This is a genomic window from Anabaena azotica SJ-1, assembly GCF_047275885.1.
Lineage (GTDB): Bacteria > Cyanobacteriota > Cyanobacteriia > Cyanobacteriales > Nostocaceae > Trichormus_B > Trichormus_B azotica_A.
The window spans coordinates 1593593-1614666 of record NZ_CP178454.1; the positions used below are offsets into that span (position 1 = coordinate 1593593).

Below are 21074 nucleotides of genomic sequence, written 5' to 3' on the forward strand. Positions count from 1 at the left end.
TCCATATTTTATATGATACAGGAAACTAAATTTATCCAAGGACAAATTTTTCATCGAGAAGAGGGAAAGTATGTTGAATTTAAGTCAATTGAATCTCAAAAACCTGTTAAGAAAATCGTAGATTATGCAGAGCAATACATAATAGGATTTCTCAATGCCTCAGTAGAAGGAGATATTTATTTAGGTATAGATGATTCTGGAACAATTTTAGGTATTGCTCTTAATCGAAGTCAAAAAGATGAAATTCAAAAAAATATAACTGATAAACTCAGGAATATAGATCCAGTAATTTCTCCAACTTATTATGATATTGAAATACATGATATTTATGATATGGAAGAACAAAAAATAGAGAATATATATGTTGTACAATTACATACTTTAAGAGTAGAAGAAGATGATCTATATAGAACTTCAGAACGTGAATATTGGATGTATAAAACAGCGGAAGATAGTGTTTATATGAAAAAAGCATCAAGCTGCTTTAAACTCAGTGGTGAAGAAATTAACAAAGAGTCTAAAATGCGTTATCAAAAGCATTTAAGAAAAGATTTAGAAAAAATAGATAATAAACTTTTGAGAGACCCAAAAAATATTTTACTTTTAAAAGAGAAGGCTAAAATAGCTGAATATATGTCCGACGTACAAATGGTTAGAGAAACTTATGAGAAGATGCTCACCATAATACCTAATAATCCTAAAATACGAATTGCTTATGCTTCTGCACAGGAAAAATTTGGTGATTCCGAAAGTGCTTTAGCGATTATTAATGATGGTGTAAAGCTAGATAATAATAATCAACACTATTTAAAAAAATTGGGAGAAATACTTTTTTCCTCAGATAGACAAAGTGATGCTATTAACGCTTTTAAAGCTGCACTGGATATTAATCCTGATGATTATACCATTTTAACTCAAATAGGTATTACACTGAGAGAATTAGGTAACTACAAAGAGTCTCTTTATTTTTTAAACTCCGCTCTTTCAAAAGCTCCTAATTATAGGGCTGCAAAATATGAAAAGAAAAAAACATACTCCAAGATGTTTCAAGGAGGTACAGGAATTAATAAAACTTACTAAAAAATCACAACCCTCTTTTTTTGAATACATGTAAAAATGCTGTATAGATTATGTTAGAATATAAAATATACCTGCTTGATGGGCATTTATTTCCGTTGACGATACTGCAACGGTGTATTTCATGTTAGCCTTACGTAACCAACTTGCTCTACTGAGCGACTCGTGATTAATTAAGCGTGAATGTCCATAGCAGGTATTATTTAATAAAGCTAGTAGTTCAGCTATGAGTCAAAATATCTCCTATTCTGTATTGCTATATGATAGTTGCGAAAAACTATCTGAAAAGTTTAAAGAATTAAAATCTCCACGAGATGTTGCAAGACTGTTAGAAGTTCCCTTTGGGGATTTAAACTATTATCTTTACAGAAAATCAGAAGATTCACGATATAAAACTTTTATAGTTCCTAAAAAATCTGGTGGTTCTCGAACTATCTATTCTCCTCATACATCATTAGCAATTATTCAGAGGAAATTAAGTCAAGTTTTATATTCTGTTTATCGTCCTAGAGCCTCTGTTCATGGATTCGCTGCTAAACGAAGTATAATTACTAATGCTAAAGCTCATACTAAGAAGAAATTTATTCTAAATCTAGATATCAAAGATTTTTTTGATGCGATTAACTTTGGTAGAGTTAGAGGTGTATTTATTGGAAAACCTTACGGATTAAACGAACAAGTTGCCACTATATTAGCTCAAATTTGCTGTTTTAATAATAAATTGCCTCAAGGAGCGCCAACGTCACCAATTATTTCAAATCTTATTTGTGCAAAAATGGATAGTGAATTACAAAGATTTGCTGAAAAATATGGTTTATTTTACACACGATATGCTGATGATATAACATTTTCTATAACTAGAGATGAGTTACCTCCTGAATTAGTTGCCTGTTATAAGAAAGGATTACCTAAAGTAGTTTTAGGGAAAGAAGTGCGGTCAATTATAGAAACAAATGGATTTGAAGTAAATGACGCAAAAGTTAGACTGGCTTATAGAACACAGAGACAGGAAGTTACGGGTTTGATAGTTAATAAATCACTCAATGTTAATCGTAAATATATACGTAATATTTATGGTACTCTTCACTCTTGGGAAAAATATGGGTTAGAAAAAGTAGTAGAAATTTATAAATCTAAATATGCAAAAAAACCAGTTTTACCAGAAAAAGATGTGCCAACATTCCTAGATTCTTTGCGTGGAAAAATTGAATTTGTAGGAAGTGTAAGAGGTAAAAATGATGATTTATATCAAAAATTACTTAGTATTTTTAATGATTTAAAAAATAAAGAAGTTAATGCAGAAAGTATTAGTGAAGTATAAAGTTTAGTGGTCTAAAAAAATCCTGATTGAGAAATCGAGCTATTTTAGAATTAAAAGAATATTTAGAACCGGGACAAATTGATGATAAAATTAACGAATATATAGATAAAATAGAACAAGAAATAAAATTGCGTTCCGAGATTATCAAAACTGTCAAAGAACTCTCCGAACAAAATCACGAAAATTTACCAACAACTCATCAACAGGTTACAGTTACAGAAATTCGTGTTCATTATAATGTAACTCATAACCCAAAACTAACAGATGAAATAGCTCATAATTTATTGATAGAACTATCATCACCATTAACAGGTTACTTAGGAAGAGAAAAAGGCAACGACTGGAAAAACGATAAATTCTATTATTTACGCAACTTACCACAAAATTAAAAATAACTCTTCTCTCTGCGTGAGAAAAAATCTATCCCAAAGTCAAAACACCGACTTGAAAATTCACCACTAAAGGTAAAAACTCCAACCACTCCGATCCCAATAAAATCTCCGTTAATTCATCCCCAGCATAAACAGGAATCTCATACTCTTGGTTATCCAAGATCACCTTACCTAAATAAAGATCAAACCTTGACTCTCCCTGTGCAGTGCGTAGCTTTTCCTTAGATATAAATGACCAATTTAGACCTTGTAAATCTTGTTTATTGATAGCCATAAAGCCTGTGAAACCAGTATCAAACAAAGCATCCACAGGCAGATTTAAGGCATCAGCAGTAATTAATTCAATTTCAAAAAATAACCGCCCCCCATCACCAAAATAACCCTGGATCATATTCTGCCAGTTACTCCAGTTTCATTGATACCAAATAAAAAATGTATCACATTAGGATGTTTCTCTCTAGCTTTCTTACTAGCAGTTTCTTTGTTTTGATCAATGAAATAATCACCGCTATCTGGTTCGATAGCAATATACCAACCATAATGTTCTTTCATCAACTCAGGACGCAATTGTTCAAAAATCGCCCAACAACGTTGATAAAATAGTTCATCTTCGGCTTTACGTTTAGCTAATTCTTCCGGTGATAAAGTCAGTTCAGGAAAAATTCTGCCTCTTCTTCTTGGTTGTTGTGATGTTAATTGTGTCATAGTTTTTAACTCAATTATTCAAACTAAGAAAATTGTAACATATTATCTTTTGCTGCCAAAATCACCCTGGATGATTTTTTGTAAATTAAATTCCTAAGAATAACTATCTAGTCTTTTTTACTTTGTGTCTTTGCGTGAGATTAAAAAATTTAAATCCCCGACTTCGTGAAGAAATCGAGGATTTAATAATTAACAAAGATAATTCTATTTAACCGAGAGAAACAGTTAAACTTCCTGGTTTAGCTAAATCACCGGTTAACACCACACCGCGATTATTAGCATGGAGATGACGGAGAATTTTGTAAATTGCTTCTACTTCTGCTGAAGCACCAGCTTTATCAGCGATTTCAGTAATAGAAAGTGCTTTCTTTTCTGTTTGCAATACTGTCATTACTTTTTGTTGTAAATCGAGAATTACAGCCGCAGCTTTTTTACCAGCTTCTACACCTGGTTGGTGATAAGCATTGACATTTACCAAACTGGCATATAAACCTACAGCCCGTTCATACAATGCAATTAACGCGCCAACGGTGCGGGGATTAACTTGAGGAATTGTGACTGTGATTGAATCACGATTATTCTCAAACAATGCTTGACGAGTTCCTAACAAGAAACCGCAGAGATAATCACCTGATGTGACACCAGGATCAATTTCTGGAGATGTTCCTGGACGGTCTTCCAATACTTCAATTAAGGTAGCAAAGAAATTAGGCACGCCTTCACGCAATTGTTGTACATAGGCGTGTTGGTCGGTAGAACCTTTGTTACCATAAACGGCAATACCTTGATACACGGTTTTACCGTCTAGGTCTTTTTCTTTACCCAAGGATTCCATGACCAATTGTTGCAGGTAACGGCTAAATAATAACAAGCTGTCTTTGTAGGGTAAGACAACCATGTCTTTTTCGCCTTTACCGTTACCGGAATAGTACCAAGCCAAAGCTAAAAGTGCGGCGGGGTTATTTTTCAATTCAGGGACGCGGGTAGCGTCATCCATTTCTTTGGCACCTTCTAACATGGCGCGGACATCAATACCCTGTAAAGCGGCAGGTACTAGCCCTACAGCGGACATTTCTGAGGTACGTCCACCTACCCAGTCATACATTGAAAACCGGGCTAACCAATTTTCAGATTTTGCGACTTTATCCAGGTTGCTATCTGGGCCAGTCACAGCTACTGCATATTTAGAAAAGTCTAAATTTTTGGCGGTGTAGGCTTTTTTCACCTCAATCATGCCGTTGCGGGGTTCGGGGGTACCGCCAGATTTGGAAATGACTAATACTAAAGTGCTGGCTAGGTTTTTGATTTGGGAGAGAACCCTGTCAATGCCTGTGGGGTCGGTATTGTCGATAAAATGAATGTTAAGGGGTGGGGAGTCTGGGGAAAGGGCTTCAGCGACAAATTGGGGTCCCAAGGCAGAACCACCAATACCGATGGAGATGACATCAGTGAAGCGGCTTTCTTTGGGGGGATGAACTGCCCCGGTGTGTACTTGGTCAGCAAAAGCTTCTATTTGTTCTAAGGTTTGGACAATTTCTTGGGTCAGTTCTGGGGAGGGGGCTAAATCGGGGTTTCTTAGCCAGTAGTGACCTACCATGCGGTTTTCGTCGGGGTTGGCGATCGCTCCCTTTTCCAAAGCTGCCATATCCGCAAACGCCTTGTCAAACTTCGACTGCAACGACTCCACAAAGGCATCATCAAACCGCATCCGGCTGATATCTAGATACAGTCCTAATCCCTCGTGGTAATATAACCAATCTTGGTATCGTTGCCAAAGTGCCTTAGCATCCATCATGAGGGAATTCTCACATATATTTGGTCAAACTCCAGTTTAATGTATGGTTTTGGCGATCCCTGCTTTGTCTTATACAGTTTGTAATCAAGAGGCAGGGGAGCAAGATTGATGATATCATCTTAACCTTGGGCAATTTGTCTGGTAATTTTGAGCGCAAACCCTAGTCAACCAGATCAAAAGCTGCAAATGCTTTTACACAAATATTTGATATTTTATTGAATTTTATTAGCGTAGCTCTTCTGAAAGAGGCATTTTGAGTTTTTTAAACGTCAGGCTTAGGAACGACGCGCAAAAATTTGACTATTTCTCCCGTAATTTCTATCCCTATCAGATAGTTATCTATGGTAAAGCGATAAAAAATACCTTCCTTATCCAGCTGTCGTAATTCGGGAAGGCTATGTAAATGCCACCTCTCAGCAGCACATTCAACAAATACAAAATCATACACCCGTTCATAAGCAACGGGTTCTAAACTTTTCAGGTCTACTAAAAAAGACCTTGCATAACGCACTTCCAGATTCACTCTAGCTCACCCAATTCTTGTTTGTTAACGTTCACTTTTGAGATTTATAGGAACATTAACAATCGTACTGCCTCATCATGGGTTAGTATGTCCCACGGATGCTGCGATCGCTTAACTTGTTCCATAGCATTGACCATATAAGAGTCAAAATGCAAAGCTTGGACAATCTCCCAAACACTTTGCATATCCTCATCGGCTATTTGCTCGATCAGGTGATGCATTCTAATCCGTAGTAAATTCATAATAGTTGATAACTATCCATGCCCTAGTAAAAACAGCCCTAGTTCAAGTTAACACTTGACAATACCCAAGGTACACTACATTCAGCCTGTTACATTCGGATATTGGGAGCATGGTTTAGGAGTGTCAGGGTGTAAAAGGTAAAATCCCATGCCCTATGCCCCGTCTCCCATGCCCCATCCCCCATGCGCCATACCCAATAACTAATTATGAATGAATATCTTATTTTTCTGGCTATTTCTACCGCTACCTTTGCCCTGTTCGGACTGGGACTTAATTTACAGTGGGGTTTTACAGGGTTAATCAACTTTGGTCATATTGCTTTTATGACCTTGGGAGCGTATACAACAGTTTTATTAAGTTTAAAGGGAGTACCTTTATTGTTTTCCAGTCTAGCAGGGGCTATTGTCGCTGCTTTGCTGGGTTTAGTAATTGGTTTTGCAACTTTACGCTTACGGGAAGATTATCTGGGTATTGTCACTATCGGCACAGGAGAACTAATTCGGTTGGTCATAAATAACCAAGAGTTACCAGTGGCTGATACTTGGGTATCTGGGGCGTTCGGTGTACAAAGTTATGTTATACCCTTGAATACAACGCCAAATTTATTTTTTCGATTGCTGATGATTGGCGTACTTACTCTGCTAACAGTCATCACTGTCTTTTGCTTATGGCGATGGATCAAAACTGCTCAAAAATCTCCGAGCGATCGCCACAAACAAGAATTCTTTTCACGTTTAATAGTGGGAATAATTTTAGGTGTGCTGTCAGTAACAATTTATGTCGCTGGTGTAATGGGACTATATAACTACAACCCTAAAGCTGGTTTGATGTTATTGGCTTTGTTAGTATTAGCATTTGTTTTTTGGCGGTTAGAATTTTTAGTAAAATCTCCTTGGGGTAGAATTCTCAAAGCTATCCGCGAAGATGAAGAAATTCCCAAAGCATTAGGTAAAAATGTCTTTTGGTATAAACTACAATCTTTAATGTTAGGCGGTGCGATCGCAGGAATTGCCGGTGCTTTCTTCGCTTGGCAACTCAGCGCCATTTATCCCGATAATTTTCAGCCCCAACTTACCTTTGACGCTTGGATTATGGTAATTTTAGGCGGCTCTGGAAATAATATTGGCACAATTTTAGGGGCAGTAATTTACTTTGCTTATGATGCCTTAACACGAGAATTTTTACCGAAAATAGTTCCTTTAGATGTAGAACGTATTGGCGCTTTTCGCGTTATGTTTATCGGTCTACTTCTCATGGTACTAATGATTTGGCGACCTCAAGGTATTCTAGGTAAAAAAGAAGAACTTACTCTTGGCAAATAGGTGATTGGTGATTGGTGGTTGGGAACGGAAGTTATTAATTTTGAATCGGGAATAAAAAAAGAGATAGATAAATTCCAGGAATTGTTAAAATAGTTAATACAAGCAGTTTAGGGTATAAATAGCTATGACAGTCGCTACTGCTAAAAAAATGACCTTTGCAGAATTTCTGCAATTTGATGACGGTACTGATACTTTATATGAATTGGAGAATGGAGAATTAATTTCTATGCCTTCTGAAAGTGAGCTAAATTGTCGGATAGCGATGTTTCTAGTTGCCTATTTTCTGAAATTAGGTATTCCATATTATCGGTTAAGAATGAAAACAGAAATGGCTGTATATAGTCGCCTGGTAGGGGTGCGTGTTCCTGATTTGATCGTGTTTTCTGAAGAATTAGCTCAAGCAATGCAAGGCGCTACACGCTCTCTCATTTTAATGGATATGCCACCACCATTGTTAGTAGTCGAGATAGTCAGTCCAAATCAGGAAAATCGAGATTATCGTTACAAGCGTTCTGAGTATGCAGCACGAGGTATTGCTGAATATTGGATTGTTGATCCAATGCAGCAAAAAGTAACAGTCTTAGAGTGGGTAGAAGGTTTTTATGAGGAGCAAGTTTTTACACTAGATCAGACAATTTCTTCTCCTTTATTTGCGGATCTGAATTTGAAAGTGGCTGAGGTTTTACAAGGATAAAATATAATTAATTAAAAATGTTGATAAAACTAGATATTAGGTATTTTGTCAAAAAAATAATTCATAATCATTAAAAATTAAGTTGAGCATAAAATTATCATGGTAAATAGTATTGAAAAACCCCAACTTCCCTTATTAGCTGCTACTGGACTTTGTAAAAGCTTTGGTGGTATCCAAGCTGTTAAAGATGCCAATATAGAAGTTGCTAAAGGTAGCATTACAGGTTTGATTGGTCCTAATGGTGCTGGTAAAACTACTTTATTTAATTTACTTTCTAATTTCATTCACCCAGATCAGGGAAGGGTGATTTTTGATGGTGAACCTATTCATAATCTACAACCATACAAAATCGCCCAACAAGGTTTAATCCGCACCTTTCAAGTAGCGCGGACTCTTTCGCGATTATCGGTGTTAGAAAATGTGTTGTTAGCAGCACAAAAACAAACTGGTGAGAACTTTTGGCAAGTTCAATTTCAACCTCATATTGTGGCAAAAGAAGAGAAACAACTGAAAGAAAGGGCAATGTTTTTGTTAGAGTCTGTAGGGTTGGAAAAAAAAGCAAATGACTATGCTGGTGGTTTGTCTGGTGGACAACGCAAACTCCTAGAAATGGGCAGGGCTTTAATGACTAATCCTAAGTTAATATTATTAGATGAACCTGCTGCGGGGGTGAATCCGAGATTGATTGATGATATATGCGATCGCATTCTCAAATGGAACAGTGAAGACGGATTGACTTTTTTGATTATTGAACATAATATGGACGTGATTATGTCCTTGTGCGATCGCGTCTGGGTATTAGCCGAAGGACAAAATTTAGCCGTTGGTACTCCTACAGAAATTCAACGTAATACCAAGGTTTTAGAGGCATATTTAGGACAATAAAGAAATACTCAATATGCCTAAAAAAATTATCAGTTAACAACTGTAATAAAGAGTAAAAAACTCATAATAGAGTCAAAAGTCAAAAGTTAAAATTCTAGAACTCCTGACTCCTGACTCCTAGCACCTGAGAATTTCAGCTAAATTGCTCACCTGTATCTAAGTTAAATAACATTTGCAGAGTCTGCATACAGTTACGTCTAGCTTCAACATCCTGTTGCGCCCGTAATTGTACCATTGGGTCATGTAGGATTTTATTAACGATTCCTCTTGTTAAAGCCTCAATCACTTCTTGGTGTTTTTCACCAAATTCTGAACCCAAGCGAGATAAAGCTTTTTCTAGTTCTTGTTCGCGGATGCTTTCAATTTTATTCCGCAAAGAACTGATGGTAGATACAGTTTCTAGACTCCGCCACCACACATCAAAAGCATCCACTTCTTCATCTAGGATTTTTTCAGCTTCCTGTGCCATTTTACGGCGGCTTTCATAATTTTGTGCCACAACCGCCTTCAAATCATCCACATTAAATGCTTGCACATTTGCCAAATCATTCACATCTGCATCTACGTTACGAGGTACGGAAATATCAAATAACATTAATGAATGATTAGGGTCTAAAACCATTTCTAACTTAGCGCGGTCAAGAATTGGTTCGGTTGCTGAAGTGCTTGTAAACACTAAATCACTATGGGCAACCACTGACATCATTTCCGGGAGTAAATGAATTTGAATAGGTTGTTCTGGGAATTGCTTTGCTAATTCTTCCGCACGTTCACGGGAACGATTAACAATACTAATTTGAGTTGCACCTTTAGAAATGAGGTGTTGTACAAGTAGCCGGGACATTTTTCCAGCCCCCAAAATAGCTACACGGTAAGGAGCTAAATTTTCTACTTTTATCTGTGCTAATTCTACAGCCGCCGAACTAATGGAGACTGCACCAGTACCGATACTTGTTTCAGTACGAACTCGTTTACCTGCTGTCAACGCCTGTTTAAATAAACGATTCAAAATTGTTTTTATACCGTTAAATTGCTGTCCCAGTTTGTGAGTATTTTTCACCTGAGCCAAAATTTGACCTTCACCGAGTACAAGACTATCCAACCCAGCCGACACCCGCATAATATGCATTACCGAGTCACTGTGCATTAACATAAACAGGTGTTGTCGCAGAGAGATGACAGGTAATTTGCTATGTTCTGCCAAAAACTGAGTAACTTCCTGAAGACCTTGGGTAATTTGACTGCTGACGATGTAGATTTCCAAACGGTTACAGGTGCTGAGGATAGCGACTTCATCAATATGAGGATAGCTGAGGAGATGAGCGATCGCACCTTCGGTTTGGGATTCGGGAATACTGAGTTTTTCTCTAACTTCTACAGGGGCTGTTTTATGGCTTAACCCCACCACTGCAATATTCATTTCTTAAATTGGTAATTGGTAATGGGTAATGGGTAACAGGTGAAAGGGAACAGGGAACAGGGAACAGCTGATGAGTTATTTTTCTCTTCTGTTCCTCTGCCCTTCTGGTTCCCCAATCACTAGTTTCTAACGGAGTTGAATAACCTTGGGTTCATCCCACAAGTGAACTGTATCTACAAACCGAGCAGTTTTAGATTGGCTGGAAATAACCAAGCTTTGGGTTCTAGCACCACCGTGGAAGAAGCGCACACCATCCATTAGAGTTCCGGGAGTGATACCGCAAGCAGCGAATAGCACTGTTTCACCAGAAGCTAATTCATCAGAGTTGTAAACTCGGTCTCCGTCAGTAATACCCATTTCTTTCAAACGGGCAAGATTACCTTCTCTGCTTTCGCCAATTAAACCTGTTTGTACCACTTCTGGATCGTAGATCAATTGTCCTTGGAAGTGTCCACCCAAGCAACGTAAAGCCGCAGCTGAAATTACACCTTCTGGAGCAGCACCGATACCCATTAAGGCATGGATGTTAGTACCAGCAAAAGCACAAGAGATAGCCGCAGAAACGTCGCCATCGCTAATCAATCTTACTCTTGCACCAGCGGTGCGAATTTCTTGAATTAGTTCTTTGTGACGAGGACGATCCATCACTACGACTACCAATTCTTCAACAGCACGGTTTAGGCACTCAGAAAGGATTTTGAGGTTTTCTGTAGCAGACTTGTTGATATCTACATGACCTCTAGCAGCTGCTGGTGCTGCGAGCTTCTTCATGTAAAAGTCAGGAGCAGCAAATAAACCGCCTTTTTCGGAAATTGCCAAAACTGCCATTGAGCCATTTTGACCATAAGCCACAAGGTTAGTACCTTCGCAAGGGTCAACAGCAATGTCAATTTCTACTAATTCATCAGGGTTACAGAAATTTTTAGCATCTGGTTGCGTACAGATACCGACTTCTTCACCAATGTAAAGCATGGGGGCTTCGTCGCGTTCGCCTTCACCGATAACGATGCGACCACGCATATGGATTTTATTCATCCGTTCCCGCATAGCTTCCACTGCTACTTCGTCAGCAGTGTTCTTTTCGCCTTTACCCATCCACTTTGAAGAGGCGATCGCTGCTTGCTCTACTACCTCAATAATCTCTAACCCAAGTGTATTTTCCACAGGACTGCCCTCTCAATTGCTTATCTTAGCGTCGTTGTATCTGGCCATTTCAGTTTTCAAGTCTACCAAAGTGCGGTTACATATAGAAAAAAGTTAAGTTTTACTGCTATTTATATCGAATATTGCCCAGATCAAAGAAAATGACAGTGCATTTGTATTAATGCGGTGAATGATCTAAGCTAAAAATAAATAAAATTAAAAAAAATCTCTAAGAGTCAGAGTATGCTAAACCTCCTTAACTCGCTTTTAGGTCGTCACCCAGAGCGTAACAAAGCTAACGTAGAAGTTTACACTTGGCAAACCTGTCCTTATTGCATCCGAGCCAAACTGCTACTGAAATGGAAGGGTGTAAAATTCACCGAATACAAAATTGACGGTGACGAAACAGCCAGAGCAAATATGGCAGAACGCGCCCACGGTCGCCGCAGCGTCCCCCAAATCTTTATCAATAATCAACATATTGGCGGTTGTGATGACCTGTACGCCCTGGATACAAAAGGTCAACTAGATCCGCTGTTAATTCAGGTAACAGGTGATAGGTGACACGGAGGAGGGGGAGATGGGGAGCAGGGGAGATGGGGAGCAGGGGAGCAGGGGAGCAGGGGAGCAGGGGAGCAGGGGAGATGGGGAGCAGGGGAGCAGAGGAGCAGGGGAGCAGGGGAGCAGGGGGAGCAGGGGAGCAGGGGAGCAGGGGGAGCAGGGGAAGTTAATAGTTCAATGAGCAATCACCCATCACCAATCACCAATGACCAATGACCAAGAATATCTAAAACATCAAAAATGGATGAATCACGCCCTTGAATTAGCACAGGTAGCTGGTGATGCTGGAGAAGTTCCTGTGGGTGCTGTGATTGTTGATGCTGCGGATAATTTAATTGCCACAGGGGAAAATCGCAAAGAACGCGACCAAGACCCAACAGGACACGCAGAAATTATAGCGATTCGGGCTGCTAGTCAATCTCTACAAAGTTGGCGTTTGGATAAATGCACCCTCTACGTAACTTTAGAACCTTGTCCGATGTGTGCTGGTGCAATAGTCCATGCACGTTTAGCGACGCTTGTTTATGGAGTAGACGATACCAAAACTGGCGCAATTCGCACTGTTATCAACATACCTAATAGCCCTGCCTCTAATCACCGTTTACAAGTGGTAGGAGGTATTATAGAATCGGCTTGTCGTCATCAATTACAGGCTTGGTTTGCTGCTAAACGCCAACAGCGAAAATAACGGACAGAGGTGAAACTGTCCAGATAGCAAAACACAAGTTACTCAAGAAAATCTACGGTGGACATAATTAAGTTTGCGTCTCATTTTACCCGTTAACTAGTAGCCACCGTCATGATGGAATTTTACTCTGCTTCTACCAAACCTCAATCCGAATTAACAAATACGTTAGTTAATACCAAGGTGGCTTCTAGTACCTCACGGGTTTCTCCTTGGTTAACTCCTTTGGCGTATCTTTTAGGACAGAACATAGTTTTACCGTTATTTTTTGGTAACATTCACATTACTGGACAAGAGAATATACCTACCAGTGGTCCAATGATTCTTGCACCTACCCACCGTTCTCGTTGGGATTCTTTGCTGTTACCCTACGCTACGGGTCGTTGTGTGACTGGTCGAGATATGCGATTTATGGTGACAAGTAGTGAATGTAAAGGGCTACAAGGCTGGTTTGTCAGACGAATGGGGGGGTTTCCTGTTGATACTCAACGTCCGGCGATCGCCACTTTACGTCATACAGTAGAGTTAATGGTACAGGGAGAAATGCTCGTTATTTATCCCGAAGGCGGTATTTATCGAGATGGAAAAGTTCACGCTTTAAAATCGGGAATTTCTCGTTTAGCCTTAAGTGCTGAATCTGTTCACCCAGGTTTAGAAATCAAAATTTTACCAGTAGGCATTAATTACAGCCAACCTTATCCTAATTGGGGAACTGATGTAAACATTCACATTGGTAAACCTATAAAAGTTACAGATTACATCAACGGTTGTTTAAAAAAAGAAGCTAAACGTCTGACAGCAGATTTAACACATCAGTTGCAACAATTAAGCCGTCAAGGTTTAGAAATAAAGTCTCATGCTTTCGCAGAAATGCCAAATTCCTAATCAGTAGGGCTTGCTGATAGCTAACGCCAAGCGTAAGCCATAAAAGTTGTCCGTGAGGGCAGGGAACAGGGAACATTTTTAACTTTTGAGTATAGTTCAATTTTTTGATACTTTTTTAGCAAAATCTAGCTTTTTGGTACTTCCCTAGTCAAAAACCTTTAATTTGCATATTTTTAATTTTACGGAAAAACCGTGAATCCTTCTCCCCTTCTCCTCTGCTCCCCTGCTCCTCTGCTCCTCTGCTCCCCTTCTCCTCTGCTCCCCTGCTCCTCTGCCCCCCTGCTCCTCTGCTCCCCTGCTCCTCTGCCCCCCTGCTCCCCCGCTTACCTCCGAGTTTAACCGCCATACCCTAGCAATAATTCCCAACTATTCAATTTACCCATATCTTGAGGAGAATAATCAATAACTTGTAATTGCCAAAGTCCCTTGGCAGCTAAGGACAGTAATTGTTTAAGAACAGGATGCGATCGCACAGTATAAGTCCTTTGTAACTGAGTCTGTCTCCCCAGAGTCCGACTTTGTAATAAAACTTGTTGATTATTAGGAGCAATCAAATAAATTTCTAAATCTCCTAAAAAATCGTGAACAATATTAATTGTTACCTGAATATCTGCAACAGTAACATTTTGATTAATAGCGATCGCACTCCTAATTCCTAGCTTATCAAAATCAGGAATCATGATTTCTTTTTTATTTTCAACCCTTATTTCTTGACTAGGATTTAATGCCACTATCCGCAACTGCTCTGCTGCACGTACAGCCTTAGCAGCATTTACTTTACCATAACCAAACCAGATACAATGACCATTACTATCATAACTACCCCCACGTAAACCTAACTGTGAATCAGGATCAGGATCAACAATTTTATCTGTAGTTTCTTGTAAAATCCGATTCACTTCTTGCGCCGTTAAATTAGGATTAGCTGACAAAATTAACGCCGCTACACCAGCAACAACCGGAGTTGCACTAGAAGTACCACCAAAATTATTAGTAAAATTACCAGGATTATAACCAGCCGCCCCCAACTGATCTGTAGTCAACATCCCCAACCCAGAAATAGCAGTAGTAATTGTTGGTTGTGTGTAAACAAACCCCGTTTCCTGAAACCACATCCCTGGAGGAGCATTATTACTAGGAGCGCAAACAGAAATATTTGCACCCCAATTACTATAAGCAGCTTTTTTATTCAAACTAGTAGAAGCAGCAACAGCAATTACATCTGGATGAAGAGCAAAACCACTTAACCAAGCCGTCTTACCTTGTAAAATATTCTTCGGCCAATTTTGCTCATTTATAACACCATCAATGGGGCGGTTAGCATTACCAGCCGCGAACACAATTACACATCCTTTCCCATTTCTTCCCTGAGTAGCAGCACGGGTAATAGCAGCTTTTTGACGTAAAGATAAAGGAAAATAAACGGCAGATGCACCCCAACTACAAGAAATTACACTAGCACCTTTATCAATTGCCCAGTTAAAGATATCTTCAATAGATTCATCATCTAAATATCCCGTTGTCCGAATTGGCATCAATGCACAACCAGGAGCAACTCCCACAATTCCTGTACCATTCTCTTCTGCCACTGCTATCCCTGCACAAGCAGTACCGTGACTAGTTTCTTTTTCTCCAGGCAAAGGTAAAAAATCATTTTCTTTCAAATCTCTAGGAGCAACAACTTTACCCATACCTTGAAAATCTGGGTGATTCAAATCAAAAGAATCATCCACAACTGCCACAACTACAGAACGCAAGCCGCGAGTAATATCCCAAGCTTGTTCTACAGAAATATGAGAACCAATTCCTAACAAATTACCGCTATTGTGGTTGAGATACCATTGTTCAGGGTAAAGAGAATCAGCAGGTTTATAATGTGGTTCTTGTTGAATAAAAATATTTGGTTCAGCCGCTAAAACTTCAGGAAGTGATTGCAATTGATTTGTAATTTTAATAGGATTGTCCGTAGCTTGTTTATTAACGAAAAATACAAAAGTATTGGGTAGTCCTAATATTGGTTTATTTTCAACTAACTTGAAAGTAGTAGCTATAGACTTAATTTTTGCTGTATCAACCCAAGTAGCAAATTGAATTGTGATTTGATCACTCAGATAAACAAAAGTTCCAGGATTATCTTTGAACTTGTAAACATGACTAGCAAAAACTACATTTTTGTGATCCCGTGCCTGAGACATAGCTGTTTCTAATTGCTCAGGTTTAACAGTGAATAATTCCAGTTGGGCTTTGGGTATAGTGCGTTGCCAAACACCCCAAGTTATATTAGATAATTGTTCACGGGGAAACTCCGCAGCTAAACGGATGGTAAAACGATATAAAACTTTTTCTAAAATCAACTCTTCCCCACCACGTTGTAAAACCACATCCACACTGTTTACAAGCTCATTTGTGGTTTTTTGTAAATCAGAGGAATTAAGACTATCGCTCATAATGTTAATCAAGGAAATATGCAGAAAAACTGGGAACTCTATTCAACCGCTTTACAGTCTAAACCAGAGAAATTAATTATAGGAGATAGGCTCAAAACCCTTGCATCTGAAACTGACCGAAAATAGGGTAGGGAATACACCAACATAAAACATTGATTTTATATCCTTTGCTTTTTCAAGTCAGCTGTGCTGTATCGGAGACAAACCGAGTTAAGATACCTGAAGTTTGCTTAAATTTTTTATAGACTTGTTACACTAACTCATCCCATGAACCTTACTGCTACATCCTTATCGCTCCTAGCAGTCCTTGGTCTGCTATCACCTGTACAGGCTCAGGTAACACAGTTACCCGGAACTAATAACCAAGCACAACCTATAGATGGTAATGACCCGAACACTCTGCGTCCTACTAGCCAAAATAACAGCTTTTTGAGCATGCAAGGGGGCGATCGCTTGATGAAAGATGCAGAACAAGCAGTTTCTGGTCAAAACTATACCTTAGCTGCTAAAAAACTCCAAGAAGCACGCCAAGTTTATAATCAGCTATCTAATTTTTACCAAGATTTAAATGCCAGTTTTTCCGGCATTGATATCAGAGTATCCGATTCTCAAAGGAAAAAAGCCCTAGACACTGCCCAAAAACGAGACGAAGCCACCTATCAGTTAGCATTGGTACATCGAGCCTTAAATCAGCCAGAACTAGCTATACCGTTATTGATTCAAATTATTAAGAGTCAAAACCCCACACGCGAATTAGGCAAAAAAGCCTATCAACAACTTCTTGAATTAGGTTTTGTGGATACAGCCTATCCGCGACAAGGGGGAAAATAGGGACTGGGGAGCAGGGGAGCAGGGGGAAAATCAATAACCTTCTGCCTTCTGCCTTCTGCCTTCTGCCTTCTGCCTTCTGACTCCTGACTCCTGACTCCTGACTCCTGACTCCTGACTCCTGACTCCTGACTTCTGACTCCAGCCTTCTATCCTAACTAGCAACTTGCGTTAATAATAGAGAAGTAAGTTTTTTTCAGGAATTGCGATGATTACTCCGCAGCAAGTTGAGGAAATGATCAAGGCGGAACTGCCAGACGCACAAGTTCAGGTGCAAGACTTGACCGGAGGCGGTGATCACTATCAGGTAACAGTAGTTTCATCGCAGTTTGCAGGCAAGGGACTGGTAAAACAACACAAGTTAGTATATGGTGCGTTGCAACAAGCTATGTCTACTGAAGCAATTCATGCCTTAGCTCTCAAAACTTCCACTCCCGACGAAGCTTGACAAGCAACAAAATAATTTTAAATTTTAGATTTTGAATTGAGAATAAAATACCTCCAGTTCACAAATCAAAATCTAGAATTGCATTATTAACTATTGACTTTCCCATCTTAGCAATCAGGAACTAAAAAACCATGACTCCAGAACTCAAAGAGAAAATTGATAACTTGGTAAAACAGAACAAGATTATGGTTTTCATGAAAGGAAACAAGTTGATGCCTCAATGTGGTTTCTCTAACAATGTTGTTCAGATTCTCAATACATTGGGAGTTCCTTTTGAGACAGTTGATGTTCTCTCTGATTCGGAAATTCGTCAAGGAATCAAAGAATATTCTGAGTGGCCAACTATTCCTCAAGTTTACATTGATGGTGAATTTATTGGTGGTTCTGATATTTTGATTGAAATGTATCAAAAAGGTTCATTACAACAATTAGTGGAAGTAGCACTAGCTTCCTAAAATATTAACTTCTGTCTGTTTTGATTGTCCTTGAAAACTAGGAGGAATATCCAATTTTCAAGGGCTTTTTTTATTAAAATTGGAGTAGGATAATATCCAATTATTTTTTTCTAGCCGCCATAAACTAACGGTAAGCATTGTAGATATTAACAACAAAATAGCGACAACACGAAAGGTAATTTGTGTACCAAAAACTAATGATTCAATCGGTGCATTCGTAACGTCAATATTCATGGTCAAATTAGCATTGGTAACAGTCACAAAAGAAAACACAGCCCCCACTAGTGGGACTCCTGCTGTTTGTCCCAAAATTCTCGATAAAGACAACAATCCTGAAGCAATACCTAAACTATGTTTGGGTGCAGCCCCCATAATGGCACTATTATTGGGAGATTGAAACATTCCTACTCCTAAGCCATAGGGAATAATTCCTAGAACATAACTGATTATAGTTAATTGAGTATCAAAAGTGCTGACAACTAAGCACCCAATTGCCATTAATACTAGTCCAATTAAGCTAATAATACGTGAACCAAATCGATCAGAAAGTATCCCTGCAATCGGTGCTGTCAAGACAATAACAATTGGTGGTACTGCTAACAATAAACCTGCTTGTTCAGTAGGATAATGCTTAACCAATTTCAAGAAAAAAGGCAGCATAAAGATAACTCCTGCCATTACGAAGTTTCCTAAAAACCTCAGCGATAAACCAATGCTAAACTCCATAGATTGAAAAATTCTCAAATCTAGCATGGGTTCTGCTAACTGTGCTTCAACTATTAAGAAACAAGCCAAGCTGATGGCAGATATAATCAGTAAACTTAAAGCTGTATGAGAACCAAATCCTTCGCTTTGTAATAAAGTGATACCAAGTGTAAAACAAGTCAAACTTAGAGTCAGAATTAATGTACCAATGACATCAAAACTTGGTTTGGTGAAATTAATTGCAGTAGGTGGTACAAGATAAGAAACAATTAAACAAGCGATAATGCCAATTGGCACATTAATTAAAAATATTAAAGGCCAGTCTCCTAACGTAATTAGTAGTCCTCCTACTGTTGGCCCTAACATAATTCCTAGTCCAAATACTCCGGCTCTAATACCTAAGCCGAGTCCTCTCTCCTTGGCTGGAAATACTTCTACAATCATTGCCGTTCCCAGTCCTGAAATAAATGCTGCTCCCAGTCCTTGAAGGGCGCGAAAGGCTATTAAAAAGCCAACATTTGGTGCAAGTCCACACAAGAGGGAACTGAGGGTAAAAACTATGAGTCCCATGATGTAAAGCTGCTTTTTGCTCCACATATCTCCTAATTTTGCTGCACTCAGTACAAAAATTGCGATCGCTAATAGATAACTTAAAACTACCCATTGTATAGTCGCAAAGTTAGTATGCAGTGATTCCACCATAATCGGCAGAGCTAAATTAACTATATAAACATCCAGTGCAAAAATGAATACACCGATACTAATCCCTAGTATTGACCACCATTTGCTAGATGCTTTTTTTTCTTCTCCTGTATTTTCAGACTGCTCTTCTTGGTCTTTTGCTATTACTATCATGTCTGCTAGTTAACTAATATGCTGATCTATTGTTAAATTTTGTTATTTTAGTGGATATATGAGAAGAATCAGGTTTTATCGAGAGCCACCCTTACTGCTTCACAAGAGGTGAATAAATTCATCAAAGTCGGGGTAAGAAAAAATTTTCAGATATCTCTTTGATTTCAATCTTTCAACCGAAATATTAAAATTTTTTCATTAACCTGAAATCATCTTAGTCATAAGTTGTTTAATAGTACAACGTTCTATAATTTCTGGCAGTTCTTTTTCAATGTCGATTGGTGTTCCTCTTTTAGAAATTTCTTTAATCTCTTTAAGAATTTTAGCTATTAAATCTTTGTTTCTAACCAAATCTTCCCTACCAATCTGTTTAATAGCTAGTTCCACAGCAGCGTACCCCGACTGCATACCTAAAGCTACGCTACTTTTTATCCCTAGAATTTCGGGATTTAAACTTTGATAGAGCCTCTCATCTTTTGCTACAGCTTTGACATGAACACCAGCATAGTGAGTAAAGGCATTTTTTCCTGTTACAGCTTGATGAGGAGGAATTGAGATATGAGACTGTTCACTAACAAAATCGTATAAATCTTTTAAATAGCTAAGTTGCCAAAAATTTTCTTCCTCATCCATATCTATTAAATTTATTAATAATTCAGCTAAATCTACAATCCCTGCTCTTTCACCTAATCCCATCACAGCAACATCAATAATATCTGCACCTGCTCTATAGGCATCTAGGGCATTTGCTACAGCCAACCCTTTATCATTATGACAATGCACTTCTATTTGTGGATATAATCCTTCTTTTCCTAGTTCTTCTTTCACTGTTTTTACATAATAATAAATACTCCGCTGGGGATGAAAAGGATTTGTATATCCAGTTGTATCAGCAATGCTAATGATATTCGCCCCTGCCTTTACTGCTGCCTTTGTTGCTGCAATTACATTTTCTATAGGTGAGCGCACAGTATCTTCTGGTGTATAGCGAATTAATAAATCATTTTTCTGTGTTCTAGCATAAGATATAACTTCGACAATTTTATCTATAGCTTTCTCTAAACAAATGTTATAGTCACGATACAATCTTTGTGGGGAAACACTAAAAAATATTCCTAAAAAATCTACGTCACAATCTAGAGCTTTCTGTACACAGTCTATTCTACAAAGGGAATGAGCGCCAATTTTAGCTTTAAGTCCAGCATGGGCAATTTGGCTAATAGCTAATGCTATATCGCTGTCTACAGCCGGATTACCAACTTCAATAATATCAATTCCGATGCGGTCTAAATACTGGGCAATCACTAACTTTGTTTCGGGAGAAAAATAAACACCTGGAGTTTGTTCACCTTCTCTCAAGGTAGAATCAAGAATTTGAATCATATCTACTATAAATTGATAAAATTCAGCACCACATTTTTACTAATACTTAGATTAAGTTTATCCAAATCTTATATCTTCAAAAGGAAATGATGGTTAAGATAGGATTAATTAATCACTTCTCTATAGAGATTAAGTTTTTGCTTACTTGATCAATCAAATCAACATAAGATTACCAAAGATATGGTTGAACACCTTATTCTTTGGTAGGAGTAATTCATGAATTACCGCTACTTTCGTTCTGTTTTACGTAAGTCCTGAATACCTAATTTTTTTATAAATCACATAGTAATCCTAATATTTAG

At 38.4% G+C, this 21074-nt stretch carries 21 protein-coding genes and 1 pseudogene; 12 read left to right on the plus strand and 10 right to left on the minus strand.

The features are described 5' to 3' along the window. Nucleotides 1-12 precede the first annotated feature (12 nt). The 3 genes and pseudogenes from ACLLO5_RS06865 to ACLLO5_RS06875 all read left to right on the plus strand — a co-directional run. Entirely contained in the window at nt 13-1080 is a 1068-nt protein-coding gene (locus ACLLO5_RS06865; protein ID WP_413174730.1) for an RNA-binding domain-containing protein, read from the plus strand. A gap of 223 nt (nt 1081-1303) precedes the next feature. Next, nucleotides 1304-2398: a reverse transcriptase domain-containing protein gene (locus ACLLO5_RS06870; RefSeq protein ID WP_413174731.1), complete on the plus strand. Its 1095-nt coding sequence runs from the start codon at nt 1304-1306 to the stop codon at nt 2396-2398. A gap of 41 nt (nt 2399-2439) precedes the next feature. Further along, nucleotides 2440-2787 (plus strand): annotated as a pseudogene (locus ACLLO5_RS06875) (DUF1802 domain-containing protein); the annotation flags it as partial. A 31-nt stretch (nt 2788-2818) separates the two neighbouring features. Here the strand turns inward: ACLLO5_RS06875 and ACLLO5_RS06880 are convergent. The 5 genes from ACLLO5_RS06880 to ACLLO5_RS06900 all read right to left on the minus strand — a co-directional run bounded on the left by ACLLO5_RS06880 (nt 2819) and on the right by ACLLO5_RS06900 (nt 6055). Continuing rightward, nucleotides 2819-3181 carry an aspartyl protease gene (locus ACLLO5_RS06880; RefSeq protein ID WP_413174732.1) on the minus strand — a complete coding sequence of 121 codons (363 nt, stop codon included), beginning with the start codon at nt 3179-3181 and terminating at the stop codon, nt 2819-2821. Beyond that, nucleotides 3178-3495 (minus strand): hypothetical protein, encoded by a 318-nt coding sequence (locus tag ACLLO5_RS06885; RefSeq protein WP_413174733.1) that lies wholly within the window; start codon nt 3493-3495, stop codon nt 3178-3180. Before ACLLO5_RS06885 ends, ACLLO5_RS06880 begins: the two co-directional genes overlap by 4 nt. 208 nt (nt 3496-3703) lie before the next feature. Beyond that, a complete protein-coding gene (locus ACLLO5_RS06890) occupies nt 3704-5287 on the minus strand; it encodes a glucose-6-phosphate isomerase (RefSeq protein ID WP_413176023.1) in 1584 nt (527 codons plus the stop codon). A gap of 265 nt (nt 5288-5552) precedes the next feature. Beyond that, nucleotides 5553-5813, minus strand: a complete 261-nt coding sequence (locus tag ACLLO5_RS06895; protein ID WP_413174734.1) for a cytotoxic translational repressor of toxin-antitoxin stability system — start codon at nt 5811-5813, stop codon at nt 5553-5555. Between the two features lie 44 nt (nt 5814-5857). Beyond that, the gene (locus ACLLO5_RS06900) at nt 5858-6055 is read right to left on the minus strand and encodes a hypothetical protein (RefSeq protein WP_413174735.1); all 198 of its coding nucleotides are present in this window, start codon (nt 6053-6055) and stop codon (nt 5858-5860) included. Between the two features lie 207 nt (nt 6056-6262). Between ACLLO5_RS06900 and ACLLO5_RS06905 the strand changes: the two genes are divergently transcribed. The 3 genes from ACLLO5_RS06905 (at nt 6263) to ACLLO5_RS06915 (ending at nt 8957) form a co-directional block, all read left to right on the plus strand. Then, complete coding sequence (locus ACLLO5_RS06905) at nt 6263-7378, plus strand: branched-chain amino acid ABC transporter permease (protein ID WP_413174736.1); 1116 nt, start codon at nt 6263-6265, stop codon at nt 7376-7378. A gap of 124 nt (nt 7379-7502) precedes the next feature. Beyond that, nucleotides 7503-8072 (plus strand): Uma2 family endonuclease, encoded by a 570-nt coding sequence (locus tag ACLLO5_RS06910; RefSeq protein WP_413174737.1) that lies wholly within the window; start codon nt 7503-7505, stop codon nt 8070-8072. A gap of 99 nt (nt 8073-8171) precedes the next feature. Continuing rightward, nucleotides 8172-8957, plus strand: coding sequence for an ABC transporter ATP-binding protein (locus ACLLO5_RS06915; RefSeq protein ID WP_413174738.1), 786 nt, complete (start codon nt 8172-8174; stop codon nt 8955-8957). Nucleotides 8958-9090: 133 nt separating this feature from the next. On the opposite strand, the gene ACLLO5_RS06920 is transcribed toward ACLLO5_RS06915, so the two are convergent. Further along, a complete protein-coding gene (locus ACLLO5_RS06920; RefSeq protein WP_413174739.1) occupies nt 9091-10377 on the minus strand; it encodes a glutamyl-tRNA reductase in 1287 nt (428 codons plus the stop codon). A gap of 126 nt (nt 10378-10503) precedes the next feature. Beyond that, nucleotides 10504-11541, minus strand: a complete 1038-nt coding sequence (gene glpX, locus ACLLO5_RS06925) for a class II fructose-bisphosphatase (protein WP_413174740.1) — start codon at nt 11539-11541, stop codon at nt 10504-10506. A gap of 222 nt (nt 11542-11763) precedes the next feature. On the opposite strand from glpX, the gene grxC reads away from it, so the two are divergent. From grxC to ACLLO5_RS06940, 3 genes are all read left to right on the plus strand, one after another. Beyond that, nucleotides 11764-12084, plus strand: a complete 321-nt coding sequence (grxC, locus tag ACLLO5_RS06930) for a glutaredoxin 3 (RefSeq protein WP_413174741.1) — start codon at nt 11764-11766, stop codon at nt 12082-12084. A gap of 202 nt (nt 12085-12286) precedes the next feature. Next, nucleotides 12287-12769: a tRNA adenosine(34) deaminase TadA gene (gene tadA / locus ACLLO5_RS06935; RefSeq protein WP_413174742.1), complete on the plus strand. Its 483-nt coding sequence runs from the start codon at nt 12287-12289 to the stop codon at nt 12767-12769. Between the two features lie 111 nt (nt 12770-12880). Then, entirely contained in the window at nt 12881-13651 is a 771-nt protein-coding gene (locus ACLLO5_RS06940) for a lysophospholipid acyltransferase family protein (RefSeq protein WP_413174743.1), read from the plus strand. Between the two features lie 335 nt (nt 13652-13986). On the opposite strand, the gene ACLLO5_RS06945 is transcribed toward ACLLO5_RS06940, so the two are convergent. Continuing rightward, nucleotides 13987-16098: a S8 family serine peptidase gene (locus ACLLO5_RS06945; protein ID WP_413174745.1), complete on the minus strand. Its 2112-nt coding sequence runs from the start codon at nt 16096-16098 to the stop codon at nt 13987-13989. A gap of 267 nt (nt 16099-16365) precedes the next feature. On the opposite strand from ACLLO5_RS06945, the gene ACLLO5_RS06950 reads away from it, so the two are divergent. From ACLLO5_RS06950 to grxD, 3 genes are all read left to right on the plus strand, one after another. Continuing rightward, nucleotides 16366-16929, plus strand: coding sequence for a hypothetical protein (locus ACLLO5_RS06950; protein WP_413174746.1), 564 nt, complete (start codon nt 16366-16368; stop codon nt 16927-16929). A 205-nt stretch (nt 16930-17134) separates the two neighbouring features. Then, complete coding sequence (locus tag ACLLO5_RS06955; RefSeq protein ID WP_413174747.1) at nt 17135-17374, plus strand: BolA family protein; 240 nt, start codon at nt 17135-17137, stop codon at nt 17372-17374. Between the two features lie 131 nt (nt 17375-17505). After that, the gene (grxD, locus tag ACLLO5_RS06960; RefSeq protein ID WP_413174748.1) at nt 17506-17829 is read left to right on the plus strand and encodes a Grx4 family monothiol glutaredoxin; all 324 of its coding nucleotides are present in this window, start codon (nt 17506-17508) and stop codon (nt 17827-17829) included. 57 nt (nt 17830-17886) lie between these two features. Here the strand turns inward: grxD and ACLLO5_RS06965 are convergent, their stop codons facing one another. Next, the gene (locus ACLLO5_RS06965; protein WP_413174749.1) at nt 17887-19389 is read right to left on the minus strand and encodes an MFS transporter; all 1503 of its coding nucleotides are present in this window, start codon (nt 19387-19389) and stop codon (nt 17887-17889) included. Nucleotides 19390-19587: 198 nt separating this feature from the next. Next, nucleotides 19588-20772 carry a LeuA family protein gene (locus ACLLO5_RS06970; protein WP_413174751.1) on the minus strand — a complete coding sequence of 395 codons (1185 nt, stop codon included), beginning with the start codon at nt 20770-20772 and terminating at the stop codon, nt 19588-19590. Nucleotides 20773-21074: the final 302 nt, after the last annotated feature.